The 21,279-nt window shown below is 61.8% G+C and carries 19 protein-coding genes; 5 read left to right on the forward strand and 14 right to left on the reverse strand.

The window, feature by feature from the left end:
- Positions 1 to 20 precede the first annotated feature (20 nt).
- The gene (gene rnd, locus ACR0EZ_RS15835) at positions 21 to 1,178 is read left to right on the forward strand and encodes a ribonuclease D (protein ID WP_480614852.1); all 1,158 of its coding nucleotides are present in this window, start codon (positions 21 to 23) and stop codon (positions 1,176 to 1,178) included.
- Here the strand turns inward: rnd and ACR0EZ_RS15840 are convergent.
- Complete coding sequence (locus ACR0EZ_RS15840; protein WP_480614959.1) at positions 1,175 to 1,666, reverse strand: hypothetical protein; 492 nt, start codon at positions 1,664 to 1,666, stop codon at positions 1,175 to 1,177. The genes rnd and ACR0EZ_RS15840 overlap by 4 nt on opposite strands.
- A gap of 173 nt (positions 1,667 to 1,839) precedes the next feature.
- Between ACR0EZ_RS15840 and ACR0EZ_RS15845 the strand changes: the two genes are divergently transcribed.
- Positions 1,840 to 2,250, forward strand: a complete 411-nt coding sequence (locus ACR0EZ_RS15845) for a SufE family protein (protein ID WP_480614855.1) — start codon at positions 1,840 to 1,842, stop codon at positions 2,248 to 2,250.
- 11 nt (positions 2,251 to 2,261) lie between these two features.
- Here ACR0EZ_RS15845 and ACR0EZ_RS15850 read toward each other — a convergent pair whose 3' ends face one another.
- Complete coding sequence (locus ACR0EZ_RS15850) at positions 2,262 to 2,930, reverse strand: DUF1638 domain-containing protein (RefSeq protein WP_480614858.1); 669 nt, start codon at positions 2,928 to 2,930, stop codon at positions 2,262 to 2,264.
- 100 nt (positions 2,931 to 3,030) lie between these two features.
- Complete coding sequence (locus tag ACR0EZ_RS15855) at positions 3,031 to 3,729, reverse strand: corrinoid protein (RefSeq protein ID WP_480614861.1); 699 nt, start codon at positions 3,727 to 3,729, stop codon at positions 3,031 to 3,033.
- Between the two features lie 314 nt (positions 3,730 to 4,043).
- On the opposite strand from ACR0EZ_RS15855, the gene ACR0EZ_RS15860 reads away from it, so the two are divergent.
- Positions 4,044 to 5,111, forward strand: coding sequence for a PA0069 family radical SAM protein (locus tag ACR0EZ_RS15860; RefSeq protein WP_480614864.1), 1,068 nt, complete (start codon positions 4,044 to 4,046; stop codon positions 5,109 to 5,111).
- 44 nt (positions 5,112 to 5,155) lie between these two features.
- On the opposite strand, the gene gltA is transcribed toward ACR0EZ_RS15860, so the two are convergent.
- Both gltA and gltX read right to left on the reverse strand, forming a co-directional pair.
- Positions 5,156 to 6,451, reverse strand: coding sequence for a citrate synthase (gene gltA, locus ACR0EZ_RS15865; protein WP_480614867.1), 1,296 nt, complete (start codon positions 6,449 to 6,451; stop codon positions 5,156 to 5,158).
- 122 nt (positions 6,452 to 6,573) lie between these two features.
- Complete coding sequence (gene gltX, locus ACR0EZ_RS15870; protein WP_480614870.1) at positions 6,574 to 7,974, reverse strand: glutamate--tRNA ligase; 1,401 nt, start codon at positions 7,972 to 7,974, stop codon at positions 6,574 to 6,576.
- Positions 7,975 to 8,052: 78 nt separating this feature from the next.
- Here gltX and ACR0EZ_RS15875 point away from each other — a divergent pair, with 78 nt between their 5' ends.
- The gene (locus ACR0EZ_RS15875; protein ID WP_480614873.1) at positions 8,053 to 10,104 is read left to right on the forward strand and encodes a ComEC/Rec2 family competence protein; all 2,052 of its coding nucleotides are present in this window, start codon (positions 8,053 to 8,055) and stop codon (positions 10,102 to 10,104) included.
- On the opposite strand, the gene lexA is transcribed toward ACR0EZ_RS15875, so the two are convergent.
- The 6 genes from lexA to ACR0EZ_RS15905 form a co-directional block, all read right to left on the reverse strand.
- Positions 10,098 to 10,796 (reverse strand): transcriptional repressor LexA, encoded by a 699-nt coding sequence (gene lexA, locus ACR0EZ_RS15880; RefSeq protein WP_480614876.1) that lies wholly within the window; start codon positions 10,794 to 10,796, stop codon positions 10,098 to 10,100. The genes ACR0EZ_RS15875 and lexA overlap by 7 nt on opposite strands.
- Positions 10,797 to 10,874: 78 nt before the next feature.
- Positions 10,875 to 12,047 (reverse strand): molybdopterin molybdotransferase MoeA, encoded by a 1,173-nt coding sequence (locus tag ACR0EZ_RS15885; RefSeq protein ID WP_480614879.1) that lies wholly within the window; start codon positions 12,045 to 12,047, stop codon positions 10,875 to 10,877.
- Entirely contained in the window at positions 12,044 to 12,517 is a 474-nt protein-coding gene (moaC, locus tag ACR0EZ_RS15890) for a cyclic pyranopterin monophosphate synthase MoaC (protein WP_480614882.1), read from the reverse strand. The genes ACR0EZ_RS15885 and moaC overlap by 4 nt, the downstream gene beginning before the upstream one ends.
- A complete protein-coding gene (gene trpC / locus ACR0EZ_RS15895; protein WP_480614885.1) occupies positions 12,517 to 13,329 on the reverse strand; it encodes an indole-3-glycerol phosphate synthase TrpC in 813 nt (270 codons plus the stop codon). Before trpC ends, moaC begins: the two co-directional genes overlap by 1 nt.
- A complete protein-coding gene (trpD, locus tag ACR0EZ_RS15900; RefSeq protein WP_480614888.1) occupies positions 13,326 to 14,345 on the reverse strand; it encodes an anthranilate phosphoribosyltransferase in 1,020 nt (339 codons plus the stop codon). Before trpD ends, trpC begins: the two co-directional genes overlap by 4 nt.
- The gene (locus tag ACR0EZ_RS15905; RefSeq protein ID WP_480614891.1) at positions 14,342 to 14,923 is read right to left on the reverse strand and encodes an anthranilate synthase component II; all 582 of its coding nucleotides are present in this window, start codon (positions 14,921 to 14,923) and stop codon (positions 14,342 to 14,344) included. Before ACR0EZ_RS15905 ends, trpD begins: the two co-directional genes overlap by 4 nt.
- A gap of 175 nt (positions 14,924 to 15,098) precedes the next feature.
- Between ACR0EZ_RS15905 and ACR0EZ_RS15910 the strand changes: the two genes are divergently transcribed.
- Complete coding sequence (locus ACR0EZ_RS15910) at positions 15,099 to 16,559, forward strand: divergent polysaccharide deacetylase family protein (protein ID WP_480614893.1); 1,461 nt, start codon at positions 15,099 to 15,101, stop codon at positions 16,557 to 16,559.
- A 58-nt stretch (positions 16,560 to 16,617) separates the two neighbouring features.
- Here ACR0EZ_RS15910 and trpE read toward each other — a convergent pair whose 3' ends face one another.
- From trpE to ACR0EZ_RS15925, 3 genes are all read right to left on the reverse strand, one after another.
- The gene (gene trpE, locus ACR0EZ_RS15915) at positions 16,618 to 18,129 is read right to left on the reverse strand and encodes an anthranilate synthase component I (protein WP_480614895.1); all 1,512 of its coding nucleotides are present in this window, start codon (positions 18,127 to 18,129) and stop codon (positions 16,618 to 16,620) included.
- A 12-nt stretch (positions 18,130 to 18,141) separates the two neighbouring features.
- On the reverse strand, positions 18,142 to 19,983 hold the full coding sequence (locus ACR0EZ_RS15920) for a peptidyl-prolyl cis-trans isomerase (RefSeq protein ID WP_480614897.1): 1,842 nt from the start codon (positions 19,981 to 19,983) through the stop codon (positions 18,142 to 18,144).
- Positions 19,984 to 20,062: 79 nt separating this feature from the next.
- Positions 20,063 to 21,238: an aminotransferase gene (locus ACR0EZ_RS15925; protein ID WP_480614900.1), complete on the reverse strand. Its 1,176-nt coding sequence runs from the start codon at positions 21,236 to 21,238 to the stop codon at positions 20,063 to 20,065.
- Positions 21,239 to 21,279 lie beyond the last annotated feature (41 nt).

Here is a 21,279-nt window from a genome sequence, read left to right on the forward strand (position 1 = left end):
AAGCAAGACTAGTACGGCGCATGAAAACCCTGACGACGACGCAAGAGCTGGCCGATTTCTGCAAGGCCGCGGCGGACCATCCCTATGTCACTGTAGATACCGAGTTCCTGCGCGAACGCACCTATTACTCGAAGCTCTGTCTGGTGCAACTCGCCATTCCGTCCGGGGCCGAAGACAACGCGGTTCTTGTTGATCCTCTGGCCGATGGGCTGTCGCTGGACCCGCTTTACGATCTGTTCCGGGATGAAAGCGTGGTCAAAGTGTTCCACGCCGCCCGGCAGGATCTTGAGATTTTCTGGGTCGAGGCGGGCGTATTCCCCAAGCCACTGTTCGACACGCAGGTCGCCGCAATGGTCTGCGGATTTGGCGAACAGGTCGGGTACGAGACGCTGGTGCGCAAGATCTGCAAGCAGGGGGTAGACAAGACTTCACGCTTTACCGACTGGTCGCGGCGCCCGCTGACCGAGGCGCAGAAAACCTATGCGCTGGCGGATGTGACTCATCTGCGGAAAATCTACGAAAATCTGGCGGCGGAACTGGAAAAGACACATCGCAGTCACTGGGTGGCCGAGGAACTGCATATCCTGACCCAGTCAGGCACCTATGACATCCGGCCCGCAGATGCGTGGAAACGGATCAAAACCCGGACAAACTCGGCCAAGTTTCTGGCGGTTGTGCGCGAACTGGCACATTTCCGCGAGGCTTATGCGCAGCAAAACAACGTGCCCCGCAACCGGGTGTTCAAGGACGATGCGCTGATCGAGCTGGCCTCGACCAAGCCCAAATCGCAATCCGACCTCGGCGGGTCCCGCCTGTTGCTGCGCGAGGCGCGCAAGGGCGCGATTGCCGATGGCATTCTGGCAGCGGTCAAGAAAGGCGTGAACTGTCCGGCCGATGATCTGCCCCGGATCGACAACAGCCGCGACAAGCTGAAGGTCAATCCGGCGCTGGCGGATTTGCTTCGGGTTCTGCTCAAGTCAAAAACCGAAAGTTCGGGCGTGGCGGCCAAGCTGATCGCCACCAGCGCCGAACTGGATCAGATCGCCGCAGGCGAGCGCGAGGTTCCGGCCATGTCCGGATGGCGGTTCGAGGTGTTCGGCGAGGACGCGCTGAAACTTTGCGAGGGCAAGATCGCGCTGGCGGCAAAAGGGCAGGCGGTCAAGGTCGTAGCACTTTAGCGCCGCCGCGATTCCAACGCGTTTTGCTGGCCGACGACGCGAACCAGTCGAATGCTCTCCAGTTCCTGCCTCGAGACGTTGATTGCGTCCGACACCATGCGCGTCCGCTCGGACCCCTGCACCGTCTGGTAGTTGGGGTAGTTCACACGGAACGTGTATTCCAGAACGCCATTCTTCTGGTTTTCTTCCGAATCCACCCGAACCAGCCGTGCATCGTATGCCCCCTGGCGCTGTGCGGTGCCCGAGACATAGACGATAGCGCCAGTGGGTGTCGGGTCGATGCGCAGCTCGTCAATCTTGGCGATCGGAACGCTTGTGTCTTCTGCATCAGGTCGCGCAAACAGACCGCCGCCGTCGTTTTGTTGGGGCACAAGCAGGTTCGGGTCATCTGCAGAGAGTTCGGCCGGGGCGGATGTGCTGGAGCCGAACCAGTTTGACGGGTTTACCCGCGACTCGCGCCAGCTGCTGCAGGCAGACAGGGTCAACATAGCGATAACGAGAACAGAAACAGATTTTTGCATGGACCCACGGTTCTTGGCAGTAATTCAGGCAATGGGTTAGCGCAAATTCCGCGCCTTGAAAACCCACGCCGGGGGCTGGACAGGGGCCGATCCTAGGCATAGGTCACAAATTGTGAACGAAACGGAAGGACAGCCGCATCATGGCAACGCCCGCCTTTGAAGACATCGTCGAGGACTTCGAGTTTCTGGAGGACTGGGAAGACCGGTACCGCCACGTGATCGAGCAGGGCAAAGCGATGGAGCCGCTGGACGACGCCTTCAAAGTGCCCGCAACCAAAGTGCATGGCTGTGCCAGTCAGGTCTGGCTGCATCCAATGATCGAAGCTGGCAAGTTCCGCTTTGACGGCGACAGCGACGCGTTGATCGTGCGGGGGCTGATCGCTGTCCTGCGGTCGCTTTACAACGGCCTGCCCGTGGCCGAGGTGCCAAAGGTCGATGCCGGCGGCGAACTGGCGCGGCTGGGGTTGAACGACCATCTGTCCGCGCAGCGGTCCAACGGGTTGCGCGCCATGATCGAACGCATCCGAGAGGTGGCGCAGGAAAACGCCTGATCCTACTCGGGTCAGTCCCGGGGGGCGCGCGTCGCCCAGTCCGACAGCGTCGTCTCAAGATCGCCATACCCGGTCAGGCGGCGTTCAAAATCCAGACCCATCCGATCTGCAATGTCGCGCGCCCGCGCGGTCAGGTCCGGGTCGTCGATCTGGGCCTGATAGACCACTTTGGTGTAATTGCCGAAATACATGTCGCGCAGCTCGGGGTGCCGGTCCAGGCCCATCGGCTTCCAGACAAACGCATCGAACTGCCGGGCCAGAAAATCAGTCAGGTAGAAGGCTGTGATTTCGTCTTCTCCACGGTCCGCGAACGCCTCGTTGCCCTCGAAGAAGGAATAGCAGTGCGGGCCCTTGACCATCTCGACGCCCAGACGTTCGCACGCGCTTTGCAGCAGGCCGCCGGTGCCGCAATCGGCGTAGACGACGAAAATCTGATCGTACTGGTCGCGGTGCTTTTCGACGGCCTCTTCCACGGCCTGCGTGATCTTTTCGGGGTGGATATGCAGGATCGCCGGAAGGCAGGTCAGCGCCATGTGATCCCAGCCGTTGCGCTTTTTGATATCCAGAATCTCACGCGCCAGAGCGCCACAGGCCAGCAACAGGATCTGGCCGTTCTTACCCTGCTCCTCATAGCCTTTGGTTGTCAGGCTGGCATCATCCGGCAAGTGGTCCTGTGGCATTCCGATGGTCCCTTTCAGACGCGGGGCGTGGTCAGCAACCGGGGGAAACAAAAAAAGGCCGCCCAGTGCTGGGCGGCCTTAAAACGACATTTCCGCGTCGTCAGCCCGCCAGTTGGTTGTGCTTGCGCGAGACGAACTCTTTCGCCGTTTCCACCGCCACGGCAGCATCCCGGCAATACCCGTCGGCGCCGATGGCCTTGCCGAACTCTTCGTTCAGCGGTGCGCCGCCGACCAGTACGATATAATCATCGCGAATGCCCTGTTCGACCATCGTGTCGATCACGACTTTCATGTAAGGCATGGTGGTGGTCAGCAGCGCGGACATGCCCAGAATATCGGGCTGTTCGGCTTCCAGCGCTTCCAGATAGTTTTCGACCGGGTTGTTGATGCCCAGATCGACAACCTCGAAACCCGCGCCTTCCATCATCATCGACACAAGGTTCTTGCCGATGTCGTGGATGTCGCCTTTGACGGTTCCAATCACCATCTTGCCGACGCGTGGCGCGCCGGTTTCCGCCAGCAGAGGCTTGAGGATCGCCATGCCGCCCTTCATCGCGTTGGCGGCCAGCAGAACCTCGGGCACGAACAGGATGCCGTCGCGGAAGTCATGGCCAACGATGGTCATGCCACCGACCAGCGCCTTGGTCAGAATGTCGTAGGGCATCCATCCGCGTTCCAGCAGGATGTTCACGCCTTCTTCGATCTCTTCTTTTAAGCCGTCATAAAGATCGTCGAACATCTGTTCGACAAGTTCTTCGTCATTCAGTTCGGACAGGACGATGTCTTCTTCTTCAGACATGGGCATTTCCCTGAGCTGTGCGGGCCATCAGCCCGTGGTGGCATTTTTTCCGTTTTGGCCAAAACGTCGCAGTCTGACTGTGACGATTGCGACCTCGGCGGTTTCGGGACCGACCTATACGTTACTTTATTTGCGTATTCGATAGAAACATATGCAAGATCATCCTGCATTTAGCTCAGGTTACTCCACCTTGCCGGGTAAATCGTTGCGGTTTGCATTGGGACTGTCGCAGGGTCCCCGGATGTCTGATGAAACCCTTGTGCCATAAGCCGATTTCTTTTACCAATGAGAAAGAACAAAAAGCGAACAAGTGAATGAAACACCAGCCCAATATCCGCGGTCGTGGCACGGCGTCGAATGATGCTGGCCGGTTCGAACGGTTTGCCACCGTCGCGGCGGATGACGGGTGGGATCTGGAGGACGATCTGCCGCCTCTCCGGACCGAGGTTCGGGATGAGGTCGCGCGCAGCCTGATCACCTATAACCGCTCGCCGGACCTGCCGTTTGACCGGTCGATCAACCCGTATCGCGGGTGCGAGCACGGGTGTGTCTACTGTTTTGCCCGTCCAAGCCACGCCTATCTGGGGCTGTCTGCCGGTCTGGATTTTGAAACCCGCCTGATCGCACGACCAAATGCTGCTGATATCCTGCGCCGGGAACTGTCCGCCAGGACCTATCGCGTCGCGCCCATCGCGCTGGGGACGAACACGGACCCGTATCAGCCGATTGAGAAAACCCGTCTTATCACAAGGTCATGCCTTGAGGTTCTGCGTGACTTTAACCATCCCATCGCGATTGTGACCAAGGGCGCACTGATCGAACGGGACCTTGATATTCTCGCCGATATGGCCCCAAAGGGGCTGGCGCGGGTCGGGATATCGCTGACAACGCTGGATGCGGGTCTGTCCCGCCGGATGGAACCGCGCGCGCCGTCGCCGCAGCGCCGCCTGACCATGATCCGGCGATTGACCGGGGCAGGGGTTCCGGTCCGGGTCATGACCTCACCCATCGTTCCGGGGCTGACGGATCACGAGGTGGAAGATTTGCTGCAGGCTGGAAAAGACGCAGGCGCGGATGCCGCCAGTTGGATCATGCTGCGCCTTCCGCGTGAGGTGTCAGCGCTATGGCAGGAGTGGCTGGCGGCACACGAACCGGCGCGCGCGGACAAGGTCATGTCCCGGTTACGCGACATGCATGGCGGGCGGGATTACGACCCACGCTGGGGCCACAGGATGCGGGGTGAGGGCGAATATGCCGAGATGGTCGCCAAACGTTTCAAACTGGCGGTAAAACGTCTTGAGCTGGCCACGCAATCCGATCCGCTTCGGTGTGATCTGTTCGCGAAACCGCCGCAATCCGGCGATCAGCTTAGCTTGTTCTGACAAAAAACGCCCCGGAAATCCGGGGAGTTTGGGCACTTTTGCGATCAGCGGTTTTCGATATCCACGTAGTCGCGCAGCGTCTCGCCCAGATACAACTGGCGCGGACGGCCGATTTTGTTCTGCGGATCGGCGATCATCTCTTTCCACTGGCTGACCCAGCCGACGGTGCGTGACAGGGCGAAAATCGGGGTGAACATCGAGGTCGGGAAGCCCATCGCCTCGAGAATGATGCCTGAGTAGAAATCGACATTCGGGAACAGTTTTTTCTCGGCGAAATACGGATCTTCCAGCGCCTCGCGTTCCAGTTCCTTGGCGACCTGCAGTTTGGGGTTGTCTTCGATACCCAGCAGATCCAGCACTTCATCCGCCGATTGCTTCATCACCTTGGCGCGCGGGTCGAAGTTCTTGTACACGCGGTGGCCAAAGCCCATCAGGCGGAACGGATCGTTCTTGTCCTTGGCGCGGGCAATGTACTCCGGGATGCGGTCGACGCTGCCGATCTCTTCCAGCATTTCCAGACAGGCCTGGTTAGCACCGCCATGGGCCGGACCCCAAAGACAGGCGATGCCCGCGGCAATACAGGCAAACGGGTTGGCACCCGAGCTTGATGCCAGACGCACGGTCGAGGTCGAGGCGTTCTGCTCGTGATCCGCGTGCAGGGTAAAGATACGGTCCATCGCGCGGCTGAGGATCGGGTTGACCTCATATTCTTCGGCCGGAACGCTGAAGCACATGCGCAGGAAGTTCGACGCATAATCCAGATCGTTGCGCGGATACACGAAGGGTTGGCCGTTGTGGTATTTATAAGCCCAGGCCGCAATGGTGGGCATCTTGGCGATCAGGCGGTGCGAGGCAATCTCGCGCTGGCGCGGATCGTGAATATCGGTCGAGTCGTGATAGAAGGCCGACATTGCGCCAACGACACCCACCATGATCGCCATCGGGTGCGCATCGCGGCGGAACCCGCGATAGAAATACTGCATCTGCTCGTGCAGCATGGTGTGGCGCGTGATGGTGGTTTCGAACTTTTCCAGGTCCTTCGCGACCGGCAGCTCTCCGTACAGCAGCAGATAGCATACTTCGAGGAAGTGGGATTTTTCGGCCAGCTGATCGATGGGATAGCCACGATGCAGCAGTTCCCCTTTTTCGCCGTCGATATAGGTGATGGTGCTGTCGCAGCTTGCGGTCGAGGTAAAGCCGGGGTCGTAGGTAAACACACCCGCATCGCTGTACAGCTTGCGAATGTCGACAACGTCAGGGCCAGCGGTCGGTGAGTGGACCGGCAACTCATACTCTTTGCCATGAACAGTCAGAGTCGCTGTTTTGTTGCTATCAGTCATGGTTGTCCCTTCTTCATTCATGCGCAGATCGGATCGCTGTCCGACCTTGCGGGCAACGGCTGCGCGTTGACGCGCAGTCCGGGTGTTATTGGAGCAGCGTTACCCGATTATGAAGATTGGGTTTATTTCGCTGCGTCAGAAAGACGGGCCAGGGTTTCGTCCCGACCCAGTACTAGCATCATGTCAAACACCGAAGGAGTGACCGCTCGTCCCGCAAGCACGGCCCTGAGCGGCCCCGCAAGCTTACCGAACTTAAGCCCCCTTGCCTCGGCAAAGGAATTCAGGGCCTCCTCCAGTTCGTTCCGTGACCAGCTAACATTTTGCAACTGCGGCGTCAATTCTTCCAGTATACCGTCGGATACTGAACCAAGGGCTTTCGCCGCCTTGTCATCCGGGGCAATCGGGCGTTCTGTCAGTGCAAAATGAGCCTTTTCAAGCAGTTCCGGGAACGTCCGCGCACGGTCCTTGAGGCAATACATCGCACGTTCAAGATCACCCGATTGTGTCTGGGTGAGGGGCGGCAGGTCTGCCGCCGCCAGATAGCCTTCGATTTCTTGCCGCAATGCGGCATCGTCCGAAATCGCGATATGCTGACCGCACAGGTTTTCCAGCTTTTTCAGGTCGAAACGCGCCGGGCTTTTGCCGATTCCGCCCAGATCGAACCACTCTTTGGCCTGCGCGTCAGTGAAGAACTCATCGTCTCCGTGGCTCCAGCCCAGACGGGCCAGATAGTTGCGCATACCGGCGGCGGGATAGCCCATGGCCTGATATTCCTGCGCGCCAAGTGCCCCGTGACGTTTGGACAGCTTCTTGCCATCGGGCCCGTGAATCAGCGGGATATGCGCCCAGACGGGGACGTTCCAGCCCATCGCTTCATAGATCATCATCTGACGTGCAGCGTTGTTCAGGTGGTCGTCGCCGCGGATCACATGGGTCACGCCCATATCGTGGTCGTCCACCACTACCGCCAGCATATACACCGGCGTTCCGTCCGAGCGCAGCAGGATCATGTCGTCCAGCTGGTCGTTACGGATGGTCACATCCCCCTGCACCTGATCGCGGATCACGGTCGTCCCGTCCTGCGGGGCCTTGATGCGAATGGCGAAGGGCGCATCGGGATGGGTCGAAGCATCCGCGTCGCGCCAGGGGCTGCGGAACAGGGTGGATTTGCCTTCGGCCCGCGCGTTTTCGCGGAACGCGGCGATTTCCTCTTGCGTTGCAAAGCACTTGTACGCCTTGCCCTCGGCCAGCAACTGATGCGCCACCTCGGCATGACGCGCGGCCCCTTCGAACTGAGAGATCACGTCGCCATCGTGATCCAGCCCCAGCCACGCCATGCCCTGAAGGATGGCGGCGGTGGCCTCGGGGGTCGAGCGTTCCCGGTCGGTATCTTCAATCCGCAGCAGGAACTTGCCGCCGCGCCCCCGTGCATACAGCCAGTTGAACAACGCAGTGCGCGCGCCGCCGATATGCAGAAAACCGGTGGGCGAGGGAGCAAAACGGGTGACGACCTGATCGGACATATTGTTGATTAACCTTTTGGTAACCGCGTTGGGCTTAGTTTGGCGACTATCTAACCAGCCCGAAAGACGGGGGCAACCATGCGTGTTCTGGCACGGGTCGAGACCGCGCTGCTGAATCAGGCCGGGCATCTGTTTCCGTGGTCTCCGGTCTGTCTGGCCGTCGGCATCGGCCTGTATTTCGGTTTGCGGTTTGAACCCGACTGGCTGGTTTACGCCGGTTTGGCGGCGCTCGCGGCCGTACTGATCGGTCTGCGCTTCTTGCTGCCGCCGGGGTGGGGGACGCTCATGATCGGGGGCGCTCTGGTCATTGCCGGGTTTACGCTGGCCGGAGCGCGGGCACATCGGATGGCCGAGCCGGTTCTGTCATGGCGATATTACGGCCCTGTCGAGGGGCGGGTCGTTGCCATCGACCGTTCCGCCTCGGACGCGTTGCGGCTGACGCTGGATCAGGTGCGCATCGGGGACGTGCCGCAGGACCGCAGGCCGCAGCGCATCCGCCTGTCGGTTCACGGAGGTTCGGGGCCGATCAGTCCGGGCCAGAGGATCATGACCACCGCCCATCTGTCGCCGCCGCAGGGGCCGGTCGAACCCGGCGGGTTCGATTTCCGTCGCCACGCCTGGTTCCAGAAATTGGGGGCGGTGGGCTATACGCGGGTTCCGATCCTGACCGCTGCGCCGCCCGAGAGCGGGATCGCGGGTGTCCGGATAACGGCCTGGCGCATGGCGATCTCGCGCAGGGTTCGCGACGTGCTTCCGGGTGAGGTCGGAGGCTTTGCCGCCGCCGTCACAACCGGAGATCGCAGTGGCATGGGGCAAGAGACCCTGAATGCGCTCAGGGTCTCGAATCTGGCGCATTTGCTGGCCATATCAGGCCTGCATATGGGCCTGCTGACCGGGTTCGTCTATGTAGCTTGCCGGATATGCCTGTCGGCTGTGCCCTCATTGGCCTTGCGCGTGCCGGTGCGCAAAGTCGCGGCTGTGTGCGCTCTGACCGCTGCGGTCATTTATCTGATGCTGTCCGGTGGCAACGTGGCAACGGAACGCGCCTTTATCATGGTCAGCGTCATGTTCGTGGCGGTCCTGATCGACCGTCGCGCGATATCGCTGCGGGCGGTCGCCGTGGCTGCACTGATCGTTCTGTTTCTGAGGCCCGAATCCCTGCTCAGCCCGGGGTTTCAGATGTCTTTCGCCGCCACAACCGCGCTGGTCGCCGTGTTCGGAGCGCTGCGCGATTGGGGCACTGTGCCCGGCCCGAAATGGTCGAAGCCCGTTGTCGGCGTGTTAATGTCCTCGGCAATCGCAGGGCTGGCGACGGCCCCCATCGGGGCCGCCCATTTCAACACGATGTCGCATTTCGGGTTGCTGGCAAACATCTTGTCCGTGCCAGTGATGGGCAGCATCGTGGTTCCGTCCGCCGTCCTTGCCGCTTTGTTGGCGCCGTTCGGGTTCGAGGCGGCCGCGCTGACCCTGATGAGCGTTGGATTGCGCTGGATTCTCTTTGTGTCCGAGTGGGTTGCAGGCCTGGATGGCGCGCAGGGGTTTGTTGTCAGCCCGCCGTGGTTTGTCTTGCCTGTCCTCGTAATGGGGGCCTTGTGGCTGGCTCTGTGGCAAGGGCGGGCGCGGTGGGCCGGAGCCTTGCCGGTGGTCTGCGCGCTGTTGTTGTGGAGCCCAGCCAGCCGCCCCGATGTGCTGGTGGCGGAAACGGGTGGGTTGGTCGGGGTCATGACCCAGCAGGGACGGGCGCTCAGCAAGGAAAAAGGCAGCGGCTTTGTCGCGACCGTGTGGCTTGAGAATGACGGCGACGGCGTGGATCAGACGCAGGCCTCGCAAAGATGGTCGCAAGAGGATGGGCTGATTCTGCGCTTTGCGCTGCAAGGCAAAGAACTGGTTCACATCGCAGGAAAGCGCGCCGCGCGCGGTTTCGATGAATGCCGCGAGGATCAGATCATCGTGTCCGCCGTGCCCCTGAGCCTGCAGGGGAAATGCGGAGTGTTCGACCCCGAGCACCTGCTTGAAACCGGCAGTCTGGCGTTTTCAGGCGGAAAGCTGACAACAAGCGCCCAGATGACCGGGCACCGTTTGTGGTCTCCGAAATCTTCGGTGGTACGACGGGGGAAACGGGATCAGTAGGTGCGGATCAGGCCTACCAGCCGTCCCTGAACCTTGACCTTGTCCTCGGGCAGAACCCGCGTTTCATAGGCGGGGTTGGCGGCCTCAAGCGCGATGGCGTTGCCACGGCGGAAAAACCGTTTCAGCGTGGCTTCCTGATCCTCGACCAGTGCGACGACAATATCGCCATTATCGGCGGCGCCAGTTTCGCGGATCACCACCACGTCGCCATCGTTGATACCGGCGTTGATCATCGAGTCGCCGCGCACCTCAAGCGCGTAATGTTCCCCTTTGCCGGACACCATCGTCCCGGGCACGGCAACGCGGTGCGAGACATGGCTGATCGCCTCAATCGGGACACCGGCGGCGATCCGGCCCATGACGGGCAGTTCCATTGCATCAACGGATACCGGCTCAAAATTGGCCGGGCGGGGCCCCGAGGGCCTGTCGCCTTCGATAACGCGGGGGCTGAACCCGGCGGTGGGCTCGCCACCCAGGCTTTCCGGCAGTTTCACAATCTCAATTGCGCGGGCGCGGTGGGCCAGACGGCGAATAAAGCCGCGTTCTTCCAGCGCCGTAATCAAACGGTGAATGCCGGATTTCGAGCGCAGGTCCAGCGCTGCCTTCATTTCATCAAAACTGGGCGGAACACCGTCCGCCTGCACGCGTTTGTGGATGAATTCCAGCAAATCCAACTGTTTCTTGGTCAACATCGCTCATACCTCTTCGCTCATGCGTTTTCTTTTGTTCTACGCATGTTCACGTTTTGTGTCAACGAATTTGGGGTGTTTTCAAATCGGCAGGTAGGAAACCTGATCCCCGGCTTGCCGGGGCGGATCGTTCGGAGGGCGCACCAGCAGCGCATCTGCCTGCGCCAGAACGCTCAGCAATGAACTGTCCTGATCGGGGCAGGCGCGGATGCCGTTTTCGTCCAGTTGCGCGCGCATATAGTGCTCGCGAGGGCCGTTTGCCGCCAGCGGTTCGGCCAAAACAGCGCGGCGAAACGGTGTCACCACCTGATCCAGACCTAACATCCGGCGCACCATCGGGGCAAGGAACAGATAGCCGCAAACCATTGCACTGACAGGGTTTCCGGGCAGACCAACCATCGCCGCACCGCCCATGCGGCCAGCCATCAGAGGCTTACCGGGGCGCATGCGAACTTTGTAAAACGACCGCTCCATCCCCAGACCCTGCGAGACGTCCGAGACCAGATCGTAATCCCCCACCGAAGCCCCGCCGATCGTCACTACCAGATCGGCGCCATTTGCCAGATCAAAGGCCGTTTCCAGCGACGGCACCGTGTCCTGCGCAATCGGCAGAACGCGGACATGCGCCCCCAGACCTTCCAGCAAGGCCTGAAGGCCAAAGGTGTTCGACGCGATGATCTGGTCGGGTCCGGGCATTTCGCCGGGCATCACCAACTCGTTTCCTGTCGAGATCAGGGCAACAACCGGCTTTTTCGTCACCGGGACCTGCGCGATGTTCATGGCGGCCATCAGCGCCACATCCTCGGCCCGGATCAGGCGGGGGGCCGGTATTGCCGTGCCCTTGGTGAAGTCGACGCCAGCGGGCCGGATGTTCGACTTGGCACTGGGCGTATCGCTGACCGTGATCAGATCGCCGCGCCGGTTAATGTTTTCCTGAATGACAATGAAATCAGCACCTTCGGGAACGGGCGCGCCGGTGAAAATACGCACCGCCTGTCCCGCGCCCACTGTGCCATCAAACCGTTGACCAGCCGTCGCCTCGCCAATGACCTTGAACATGGCGTGCAATTCGACCTCGGTCGCCTTGACCGCGTAGCCATCCATGGACGAGGCCGCAAACGGAGGCTGGTCCCGTGTCGCGGCAACGTCCTGCCCCAGAACGCGACCGGCAGACTGTGCCAAAGGAACCTGCTCGACCGGCGAGGGCTTGACCAGATCAAACAGCAGCGCGCGCGCCTCGTCTACGCTAATCATGTCGCTTCGTAACGCCCTGATTTACCGCCATCTTTCAGAAGAACGCGGATGCCGCCGATCTGCATCGCCTTGTCCACGGCCTTGGTCATGTCATAGACCGTCAGCGCCGCCGTCGAGACCGCCGTCAGCGCCTCCATCTCGACCCCCGTCTGGCCCGAGGTCTTGACTGTCGCTTCGATTTGAACGCCCGGCAGGTCAGGGTCGAGGGTCAGTTCCACCGCGACCTTGGTCACCGGCAGCGGATGGCAGAGCGGGATCAGATCCGGCGTTTTCTTTGCGCCCATGATGCCAGCCAGCCGAGCGACGCCCAGAACATCGCCCTTCTTGGCGCGGCCTTCTGAAATAAGATCAAATGTTGCGCGGGCCATTTTAACGTGGCCAGCCGCGACCGCGACCCGATCCGTGACGGCCTTGTCGGACACATCCACCATATGTGCCTGTCCCTGCGCGTCGAAATGGGTCAGCGGCATCACATCCCTCCGGGGATCAGCGGGTTGGCCAGCAGGTGCCGGGTCGCCGAGGCGACGTCGTCCTGCCGCATCAGGCTTTCACCGATCAGAAAACACCGCGCCCCGTACCGGGCAATGTCCGACAGGTCCTCGGGTGTGCTCAGACCGCTTTCGCAGACAATTCTCCGGTCGCCGGGCACCAGTTTCGACAACCGCCGCGTGGTATCAAGAGTGGTCTCGAACGTCTTGAGATTGCGGTTATTTATCCCGATCAGCGGGCTTTTCAACTGCGTCGCGCGTTCCAGATCGTCCTCGTCATGAACCTCGATCAGAACGTCCATGCCCCAGTCGATGGCGGTTTGTTCCAACTCGGCGGCTTGATCATCCTCGACCGATGCCATGATGATCAGGATGCAGTCCGCGCCCAACGCGCGGGCCTCGACCACCTGATAGGGGTCGTACATGAAATCCTTGCGCAGCGCGGGCAGAGACGTCGCCGCGCGGGCCTGGGTCAGAAAGTCCTTCGCACCCTGAAAACTGGGCGTATCGGTCAGAACGGACAGACAGGCCGCGCCGCCATCCTCGTAGGCTTTCGCCAGAACGGGCGGATCGAAATCGGGGCGGATCAGACCCTTGGAGGGGCTGGCCTTCTTGACCTCGGCAATAAGACCATATCCTTGCCGGGATGCGGCCTGCAACGCCTCGGCAAACCCGCGCACCTCGGGGGCGCTGCGGGCTTCGCCTTCAACCTCGTCCAAGGGTTTTTGCGCCTTGTCCGCCGCAACTTCTTCCAGTTTGTAGGCTTTGATTTTGTCCAGAACAGTCTCGGTCATGCGGCTTCCTGTGTGATGCGGGCCAGGGCGTTGATTTTTTCTTTGGCTTTTCCGCTATCGATGCTTTCGGCGGCTTTCGCAACACCTTCGCGCAGATCGCTGGCGGCTTCCGCCACAACCAGAGCCGCCGCTGCGTTCAGCAAAACCGCATCGCGATAGGCCGAGGGCGCGCCGTCCAGCAGTGCGCGGAAGGCCACCGCGTTTTCTTCGGGGGTACCGCCGACGATATCTTCGAACGGGTGAACCTGCAGGCCCGCGTCTTCAGGGTGCAGTTCAACCTCTTTGACGGTGCCGTCTTCCAGTGCGGCCACCCAGCTGACGCCGGTGATGGTCAGTTCATCCGTGCCGTCCGAGCCGTGCACCAGCCACGCGCGGTCCGAGCCCAGCAGGCCCAGCGTTTCGGCCATCGGGCGGATCAATTCCCGGCTGAACGCCCCGGTCAACTGGCGCTTGACGCCTGCGGGATTGGTCAGGGGGCCGAGAATATTGAAGATCGTGCGCGTCCCAAGTTCCTGGCGCGAGGGCATCACATGGGCAATCGCCGGGTGATGCATGGGGGCCATCATGAAGCAGATCCCCGCGTCGTTCAGCGCCTTTTCGACGGTTGCAGGGCCGACCATCACGTTGATGCCCATCTGCCCCAACGCATCCGCGGCCCCGGATTTGGAACTGAGGTTCCGGTTGCCGTGCTTGGCAACAGTGACACCCCCACCCGCCACCACAAAGGCAGTCGCGGTTGAGATATTCAGCGTACCCTTGCCATCGCCCCCTGTCCCCACAATGTCCATCGCACCGGCTGGGGCCGTAACCGCGTTGCACTTGGCCCGCATCACTGCAGCGGCTGCGGCGTATTCGTCCACCGTTTCGCCCCGCGTGCGCATCGCCATCAGCAGACCGCCGATCTGGCTGGGCGTGGCTTCACCGTCGAACAGAATACCAAAGGCCTGTTCTGCCTCGGCGCGGGTCAGCGGCCGGTCGGCGGCCGCGCCGATCAGCGGTTTCAGAATGTCGCTCATGCGGGGACTTTCAGTTCTTGCAGGAAATTCTTGAGCAGGGCGTGACCATGTTCCGAGGCGATGGATTCCGGGTGGAACTGAACGCCGTGGATCGGCAGCTCTTTATGCTGCAGGCCCATGATCGTGCCGTCTTCCAGCTCTGCCGTGATCTCAAGGCAATCGGGCAGGGTCTCGCGTTCGACGACCAGAGAATGATAGCGCGTCGCCTCGAATGGCGAGGGCAGCCCGGCGAAGACGCCTTTGCCGGTGTGATGCATGGTGCCCATCTTGCCATGCACGATCTCATGGCAGCGGATGACCTTGCCGCCAAAGACCTGACCGATGGTCTGATGCCCAAGGCAGACGCCCATCAGCGGCGTTTTCGTCTCGGCTGCGGCTTCGGTCAGGGCAAGGCAGATCCCGGCCTGATCCGGGTCGCAGGGGCCGGGGCTCAGCAGGATGCCAGCGGGGTTCATCGCCATCGCTTCCCGCACATCCAGCGCATCGTTTCGGCGAATGACCATTTCGGCGCCAAGTTCGCCCAAATAATGTACCAGATTGTAGGTAAACGAGTCGTAGTTGTCGATCAGCAGCAGCATTTGGGCACTTATCTCGGCTTGGGCATTTCGGGCTGGCGGTACAGCCCCGGGCCACGGTATAATGTCGGGACATACATGCTCAGGCTTGTGCGGCAGCGTCAAGAGGACATCCCCCTTCGACGCACCATCAGGTCGAGCGCCGCAGGAGACGGCGCAGGGATGAGCAGAGCAGTAGATGAGGCGAAAGGCAAAAGTAATGGGCGGATTTATCGGAGGAATGATCGCTGGCGCGGTCGTTGTTTTGATTGCGGGCGCGGTTTTGTCACTGAACACTCCGCTGAACAGCAAACCCCAGATCGCAACGAAGGCCCCGGAACCGGCGCCGGTCGAACCGGCCGAGGCACCGGACGAAGTTGCAGCGGCAGGATCAGACGCCGATCTGGTCGAATTGCCGCCCCGTGGGCCAAAAGCCGCCGAAGAGGAAACGGATGATCTGGCCGATCTGGCCGGGGTCGAGACGGCCCCTGACAGCCAACCCGCGCTGGAGGATGAGGTTCAGGCGCTTGACCAGCCTGACGTGGCCGAGACGACCGAGGTCGCCGTGGCAACCGACGCGCCCGTAGCACCTCCGGCCCCGGCTGCGGTTCCGGCTTCTCTGGAGGAAGAGGTGGAACCGGTTGTTATTGACCAGGCACCAGAGCCGCCCGCGCCGGAAACGACCGATATTGCCTTGCTTGAGCCTGAGCCTGAGCCCGAGCCGCAGCCGGAACCCGTCGCGTTGCCCGAGGTTTCGGAACCCGCGCAGGAGCAGGAGGAAGAGAACCCATTCGAAAACAGCCCGATTGCGGTTGAAGGCGACGAAGACGCGCTGCCGCGCAAGCTGCCCCGGATCGCGGCTTTGCCTCAGATCGGGGGTGAGCAGGCGGCCGAAGGCAACTCTATCGTCGGAACCCGGGTGGTCCCTCTGACCGACCGGGATGAAGAGCCGACCACCGCCGAGGCACCCGCCGAAGCGCCGGTGGGCAAACCGATTGAAGCCTTCGCCGCGTCTTTCCAGAACCCCGAGGCCAAGCCGCTCATGTCGATCATTCTGATCGATGACGAAGGCGCGTTCGGGGTCGAAGCGCTGCAGGATTTCCCATATCCGATCAGTTTCGCGGTCAGCCCGTCCGACCCGGCTGCCGCCGAAAAGATGGCCCGCCACCGCGCCGCCGGGTTCGAGGTTCTGGCAATGGCCGATCTGCCCGAGGCCGCAAGCGCACAGGATGCCGAGGTTTCGATGGCCGTCTGGCTGGACACTCTGCCCGAGACGGTCGGGATTCTGGAAGGGATCAACACGGGCATTCAGGGCAACCGCAAGCTGGCCGATCAGGTCGCCGCGATTGCCGGTGGAACAGGGCGTGGTCTGATCACGCAGGATAACGGTCTGAACACGGTGCAGAAGCTGGCGGCACGTAACGGTGTGCCCTCGGGCGTTGTGTTCCGCGACATTGACGGCGCGCGTCAGGACCCGAAGATCATGCGCCGCTTTCTGGATCAGGCCGCGTTCCGCGCCGGTCAGGAAGGGACGGTCGTGATGCTGGGCCGCGTACGCCCCGAGACCATCTCGGCCCTGTTGCTGTGGGGTCTGGAAGACCGCGGCAGCCGGGTGGCGATGGCCCCGATCTCGGCCGTGATGATGCGGGAAATTCAGTAATCGTTACTGCACGGCGGAAACTCAAAGGGCGGCGGTCAACAGACCTGCCGCCCTTTTCTTAGCTGTTGCCCGAACCGGTAAATCGCGCCGCATCCGCGGCAGCGCGGCGGATGGCGTTGGATTTGTGCACGGTCTCCATGTATTCAGCCTCGGGGTCGCTGTCATACACAACACCGCCACCGGCCTGAATATAGAGCTTCTGATCCTTCACGATGGCCGTGCGCAGGGCGATGCACATATCCATGTCGCCGCCCGCGCTGAAATAGCCCACGCCACCGCCGTAAATGCCACGCTTTTCTGGTTCTAACTCGTCGATGATCTCCATCGCGCGGACCTTTGGCGCACCCGAGACAGTGCCTGCAGGCATCCCGGCAAAGAAGGCATCCAGCGCGTCCTTATCCTCGGCCAGCTCGCCCACCACGTTGGACACGATGTGCATGACGTGGCTGTAGCGCTCGATTATGAATTCCTCGGTCGGGCGCACGGTTCCGATCTTGGCCACACGTCCGGTGTCGTTGCGGCCAAGGTCCAGCAGCATCAGATGCTCGGCCAGTTCCTTTTTGTCGGCCAGCAGATCGACCTCGTTCGCCTTGTCCTCTTCCGGCGTCGCGCCGCGGGGGCGGGTGCCGGCGATGGGGCGGATGGTGACTTCGTTGCCGAACACGCGCACCAGAATCTCGGGGCTTGCGCCCACGACCTGAAAGCCGCCATGGTTGAAATAGAACATGAACGGCGACGGGTTGGTCCGCCGCAGCGAGCGGTAGAGTGCAAAGGGCGGCAGCGGGAAATCCTGCGTCCAGCGTTGCGCCGGGACGACCTGAAAGATGTCACCGGCGCGAATGTATTCCTTGGCCTTTTCGACCGCTTCCATATAGCCCGGTTTGGTGAAGTTCGAGACCGGCGGCGCGACCTCATAAGCGTCGCCCAGGTCGCGGGTTTCGGCGGGCATGGCGCGTTCCAGATCGCGCACCGCGTCCATCACCCGTTCGGCGGCCTGCGCATAGGCCGCCTTAGCCGACTGCCCATCGCTGACCCAGGCGGGGGAAACGACCGTGACTTCGCCTTTCACACCGTCTAGCACCGCAACAACTGACGGGCGCAGCATGATTGCATCGGGCAGGCCCAGCGGGTCGGGGTTGACGTCGGGCAGGTGCTCGACCAGCCGCACCATGTCATAGCCCAGATAGCCGAACAGCCCCGCCGCCGCCTGAGGCAGATCGTCCGGCAAGTCAATGCGGCTTTCGGCCAGCAGGGCGCGCAGGTTGTCCATCGGATCGCCGTCCTGCGGCGCAAAGGCGTCAGCGTCGAACCGGGCCGAGCGGTTCAGCTCCGACGCCGCACCCCGACACTGCCAGATCAGGTCGGGCTTCATCCCGATGATCGAATACCGACCGCGCACCTCGCCGCCGGTGACGGATTCCAGCATGAACGCGTCTTTCTGCGCGCCGGTCAGCTTGAGCATCAGCGAGACCGGCGTATCCAGATCAGCCGCGAGGCGGGTGTAAACGACCTGATTTTCGCCCGCCTCATAGGCGCGCGCGAACGTGTCGAAATCGGGGGTCAGCGCCATATCGGCCTCGTTTTAATAGCTCGCCTGCACGGCGTTCAGGGCCTGCTGGTCGATGATCGGGCGCGCCCGGGTCTGGGCATCGCGGACATAGGCGTCGAAGATGTTTTGGGCCAGGGCCTGATCCAACTGGGCCGAAAGCGCCTGTTGCATCTGGCGCAACTCGTCGGTTTCGGCGGGGGGCAGAACCTCATCCAGACGCACGATCAGGGCTGCGCCATTGCCGCCGATAACACGCAAATCGCCGGGCTCCATCGCAAAGACCTCGGCCATGAAATCGGCCGGAACATCGTCAAGGAACGCGGTTCGCGTCAGGGCGTTTTCCACGCGGAAGGGCAGGCCAGTGGCCGCGAAATCCCCGTCTGTCGCCAGTTTGGTCAGTACGGAATTGGCCTGTTCCTGCAAGGCTTTGCCGGTTTCAGCCTGCACCCAGGCGTCCGCAACCCGGTCGCGGGCGCTGTCCAACGGTTCGGGGCGGCGGGGCAGGGTTTCGTTCAGGCGCAGCGCAAAGATCGAGCCGTCTTCGAGGAAACCAACCTCAGGGAAGTCGCCCTCGCGCACGGCTTCGGCTGTGGTGCGAAAGCCGTCATAGGCGGCAACACCGTCCGAGCTGTTGCGGGTCCAGTCGATCTGGCCCAGCTCCATCTCGGTCTCGGCGGCCAGTTCTTCCAGCGTGGCCCCACCGGCCAACATGTCGTTGATGTCCTCGGCCTGCGCCTCGATCAGGCGACGGGCGCGGTCCGAGGCCATTTCTTCCCGCAGGGCAGGCTCGGCCTCTTCAAAGGGCACATTGTTTGCGGCCAGCGATCCGTTGATGCGGAACAGGGCAGGGCCAAAGACCGAAGGAAGCGGCCCGACCACGGTATCGAGATCGGCGGCAAACACCGCATCCGCGGCATCGCCGAGGTCTTCGCGCGTCACGTCGCCCAGATCGATATCGCTGAGTTCCAGTTCCCGGTCGCGCACCAGTTGTTCAAAGGTTGTGCCACCGACCTCAAGCTGGGCCTTGGCGTCGTTTGCAGCCGCTTCGTCTGGGAAGTTCAGGCGTTCGACCAGACGGCGTTCGGGCTGCTGGAACTCGGCGATGCGCTGGTCGTACAGGCGTCGAAGCGAATCCTCATCGACCTCAACCGTATCCACCAGCATCTCGGGTGACAGAAGGGCGTAGGTCAGGCGTTTGGTCCGGGGCAGGGTGAAGCTATCGGTGTTTTCGTCGTAAAAGGCCTGAACCTGCGCGTCAGTGGGGTCGGCGATGGGTTCGGCCAGCGCATCGGCACCCACAGTCGCAACCGTAAAGCTGCGCCGCGCGCCGATATAGTCGGTCAGGGTGTCCGTCAGCGCGGCGGGCATGGTCACACCGCCCATCAACGCGCCCTGAACGATGGTACGGGCCGATTCCTTGCGCAGATCATCTTCGAACTGGGTATCGGTCATCCCAGCCTGTTCCAGTTGGAAGCGATATGTTTCGCGGTCAAACGTGCCGTTGACGCCCTGAAACGCGGGGATCGAGACGATTTCCTCTTGCAGGTTTTCGTCCCCTATCGAGATGCCAAGTTGCGCGACCTCATTATCCAGCGCCGCCACGGCGGTCAGCCGGGACAGGGCGAGTTGTTCAAGGCCCAGTTCGCGCGCCTGTGACATTTGCAAAGGCTGGCCTGTCTGCGCCTCGACCGCGCGGATTTCGCGTTGAAGCTCGCGCACATAGGCGTCGACAGAGACACTTTCATCCCCAACCTGCGCAACCGTGCGGATGGTGCCGGTCAGGCTGGTCGCACCAAAGCCCGCAAGGCCCAGAAACAACAGGCCCATCAGAATCCAGACAAAGGTTTTCGAAAGACTTTTAACGCCTGCGGCCATGGTGCCCTCTTGTTTAGTGGCAGGTTGCTGCCCTGTCGGTTGCGGCCCTGAATACGATGCGCGCCGCCGGGGGGCAAGCTTAGATGGACAGGGCCTGCAAACGGTCGAACAACTGGCCAATCCCCGCGCGATCAAGGTTGGCAAACGCGACCCGGACCTGACGCTGTCCAGCCGGGTCGTGGTCCGGCATGAACATGGTGCCGGGAAGCAGCAGAACGCCAGCCTTGGCCACCAACAGGCGGGCCAGTTCATCGGATGGCATGTCGTAGGGGTGTTCCAGATAGGCGAAGTAAGCGCCAAGCCCCAGCAACCGCCATCCCTTGGCCGTCAGCTTCGGCATGCCGTCGGCAATCGCAGCGCGCCGGTCGAGGATTTCGTCGCGCTCACCAGCCACCCATTGCGACAGGTTCTCCATCCCCCAGAGCGCCGCGAACTGCCCGATCTGTCCGGGGCAGATGGCGACGGTATCAAGGAATTTCTCAATCTCGGCCAATAGCGCGGCACTTGTGGCGATGGCCCCGACGCGGTGCCCGGTCAGGCGGTAGGCTTTGGAGAAGGAATAGAGGTGCACCAGCGTCTCGTCCCAGCCGGGTTGCTGGAACAACTCGTGCGGCGGGCCGCTGCGGCTGTCGAAATCGCGATAGGTTTCGTCCACCAGCAGGCGGATACCGGTTTCGCGGGCCAGATCGTAAAAGGCTTTGACCAGATCCGAGGGGTACTCGACCCCGCCCGGATTGTTGGGCGTGACCAGTGCAATGGCGCGTGTTTTGTCGGTGATCAACTGCCGTGCGGCTTCAGGATCGGGCAGCAGATCATCCCCGGTCGGCAGGTCCACGGTGCGAACACCGGCCATGTCCAGCCACATTTTGTGGTTGAAATACCACGGCGTCGGCAGAATGACCTCATCGCCTTGGTCGGTGAGGGCCGAGATGACCGAGGCAAACGCCTGATTGCACCCCGACGTGATGCCGATCTGTTCGGGCGCGATCTGCGCTGCGTAATGCTCGCCGACCTGCTGTGCCAGCGCGGTGCGCAGGTTGGTGTTGCCCAAAACCGGACCGTAAAGATGCGCGCTGTCCTCGTTCACCGCAAAGTCGGCCATGGCCTGCCGCAGCGCCAGGGGCGGCGGATCAACCGGCGCCGCCTGACTGACATTGACCAGCGGTCTGTCGGCAGGGAAGGTGACGCCTTCAAGCCAGCGCCGTGCCTCCATCACCGGAGGGGGGAAGGTGGCGCTGGTGCGTGTGTGAGCCATGGCAGAACCGACTTTTGGCGAGGCTCCGCCCCGCGTTCCGA

It is taken from the genome of Ruegeria sp. AK4 (genome assembly GCF_056541025.1).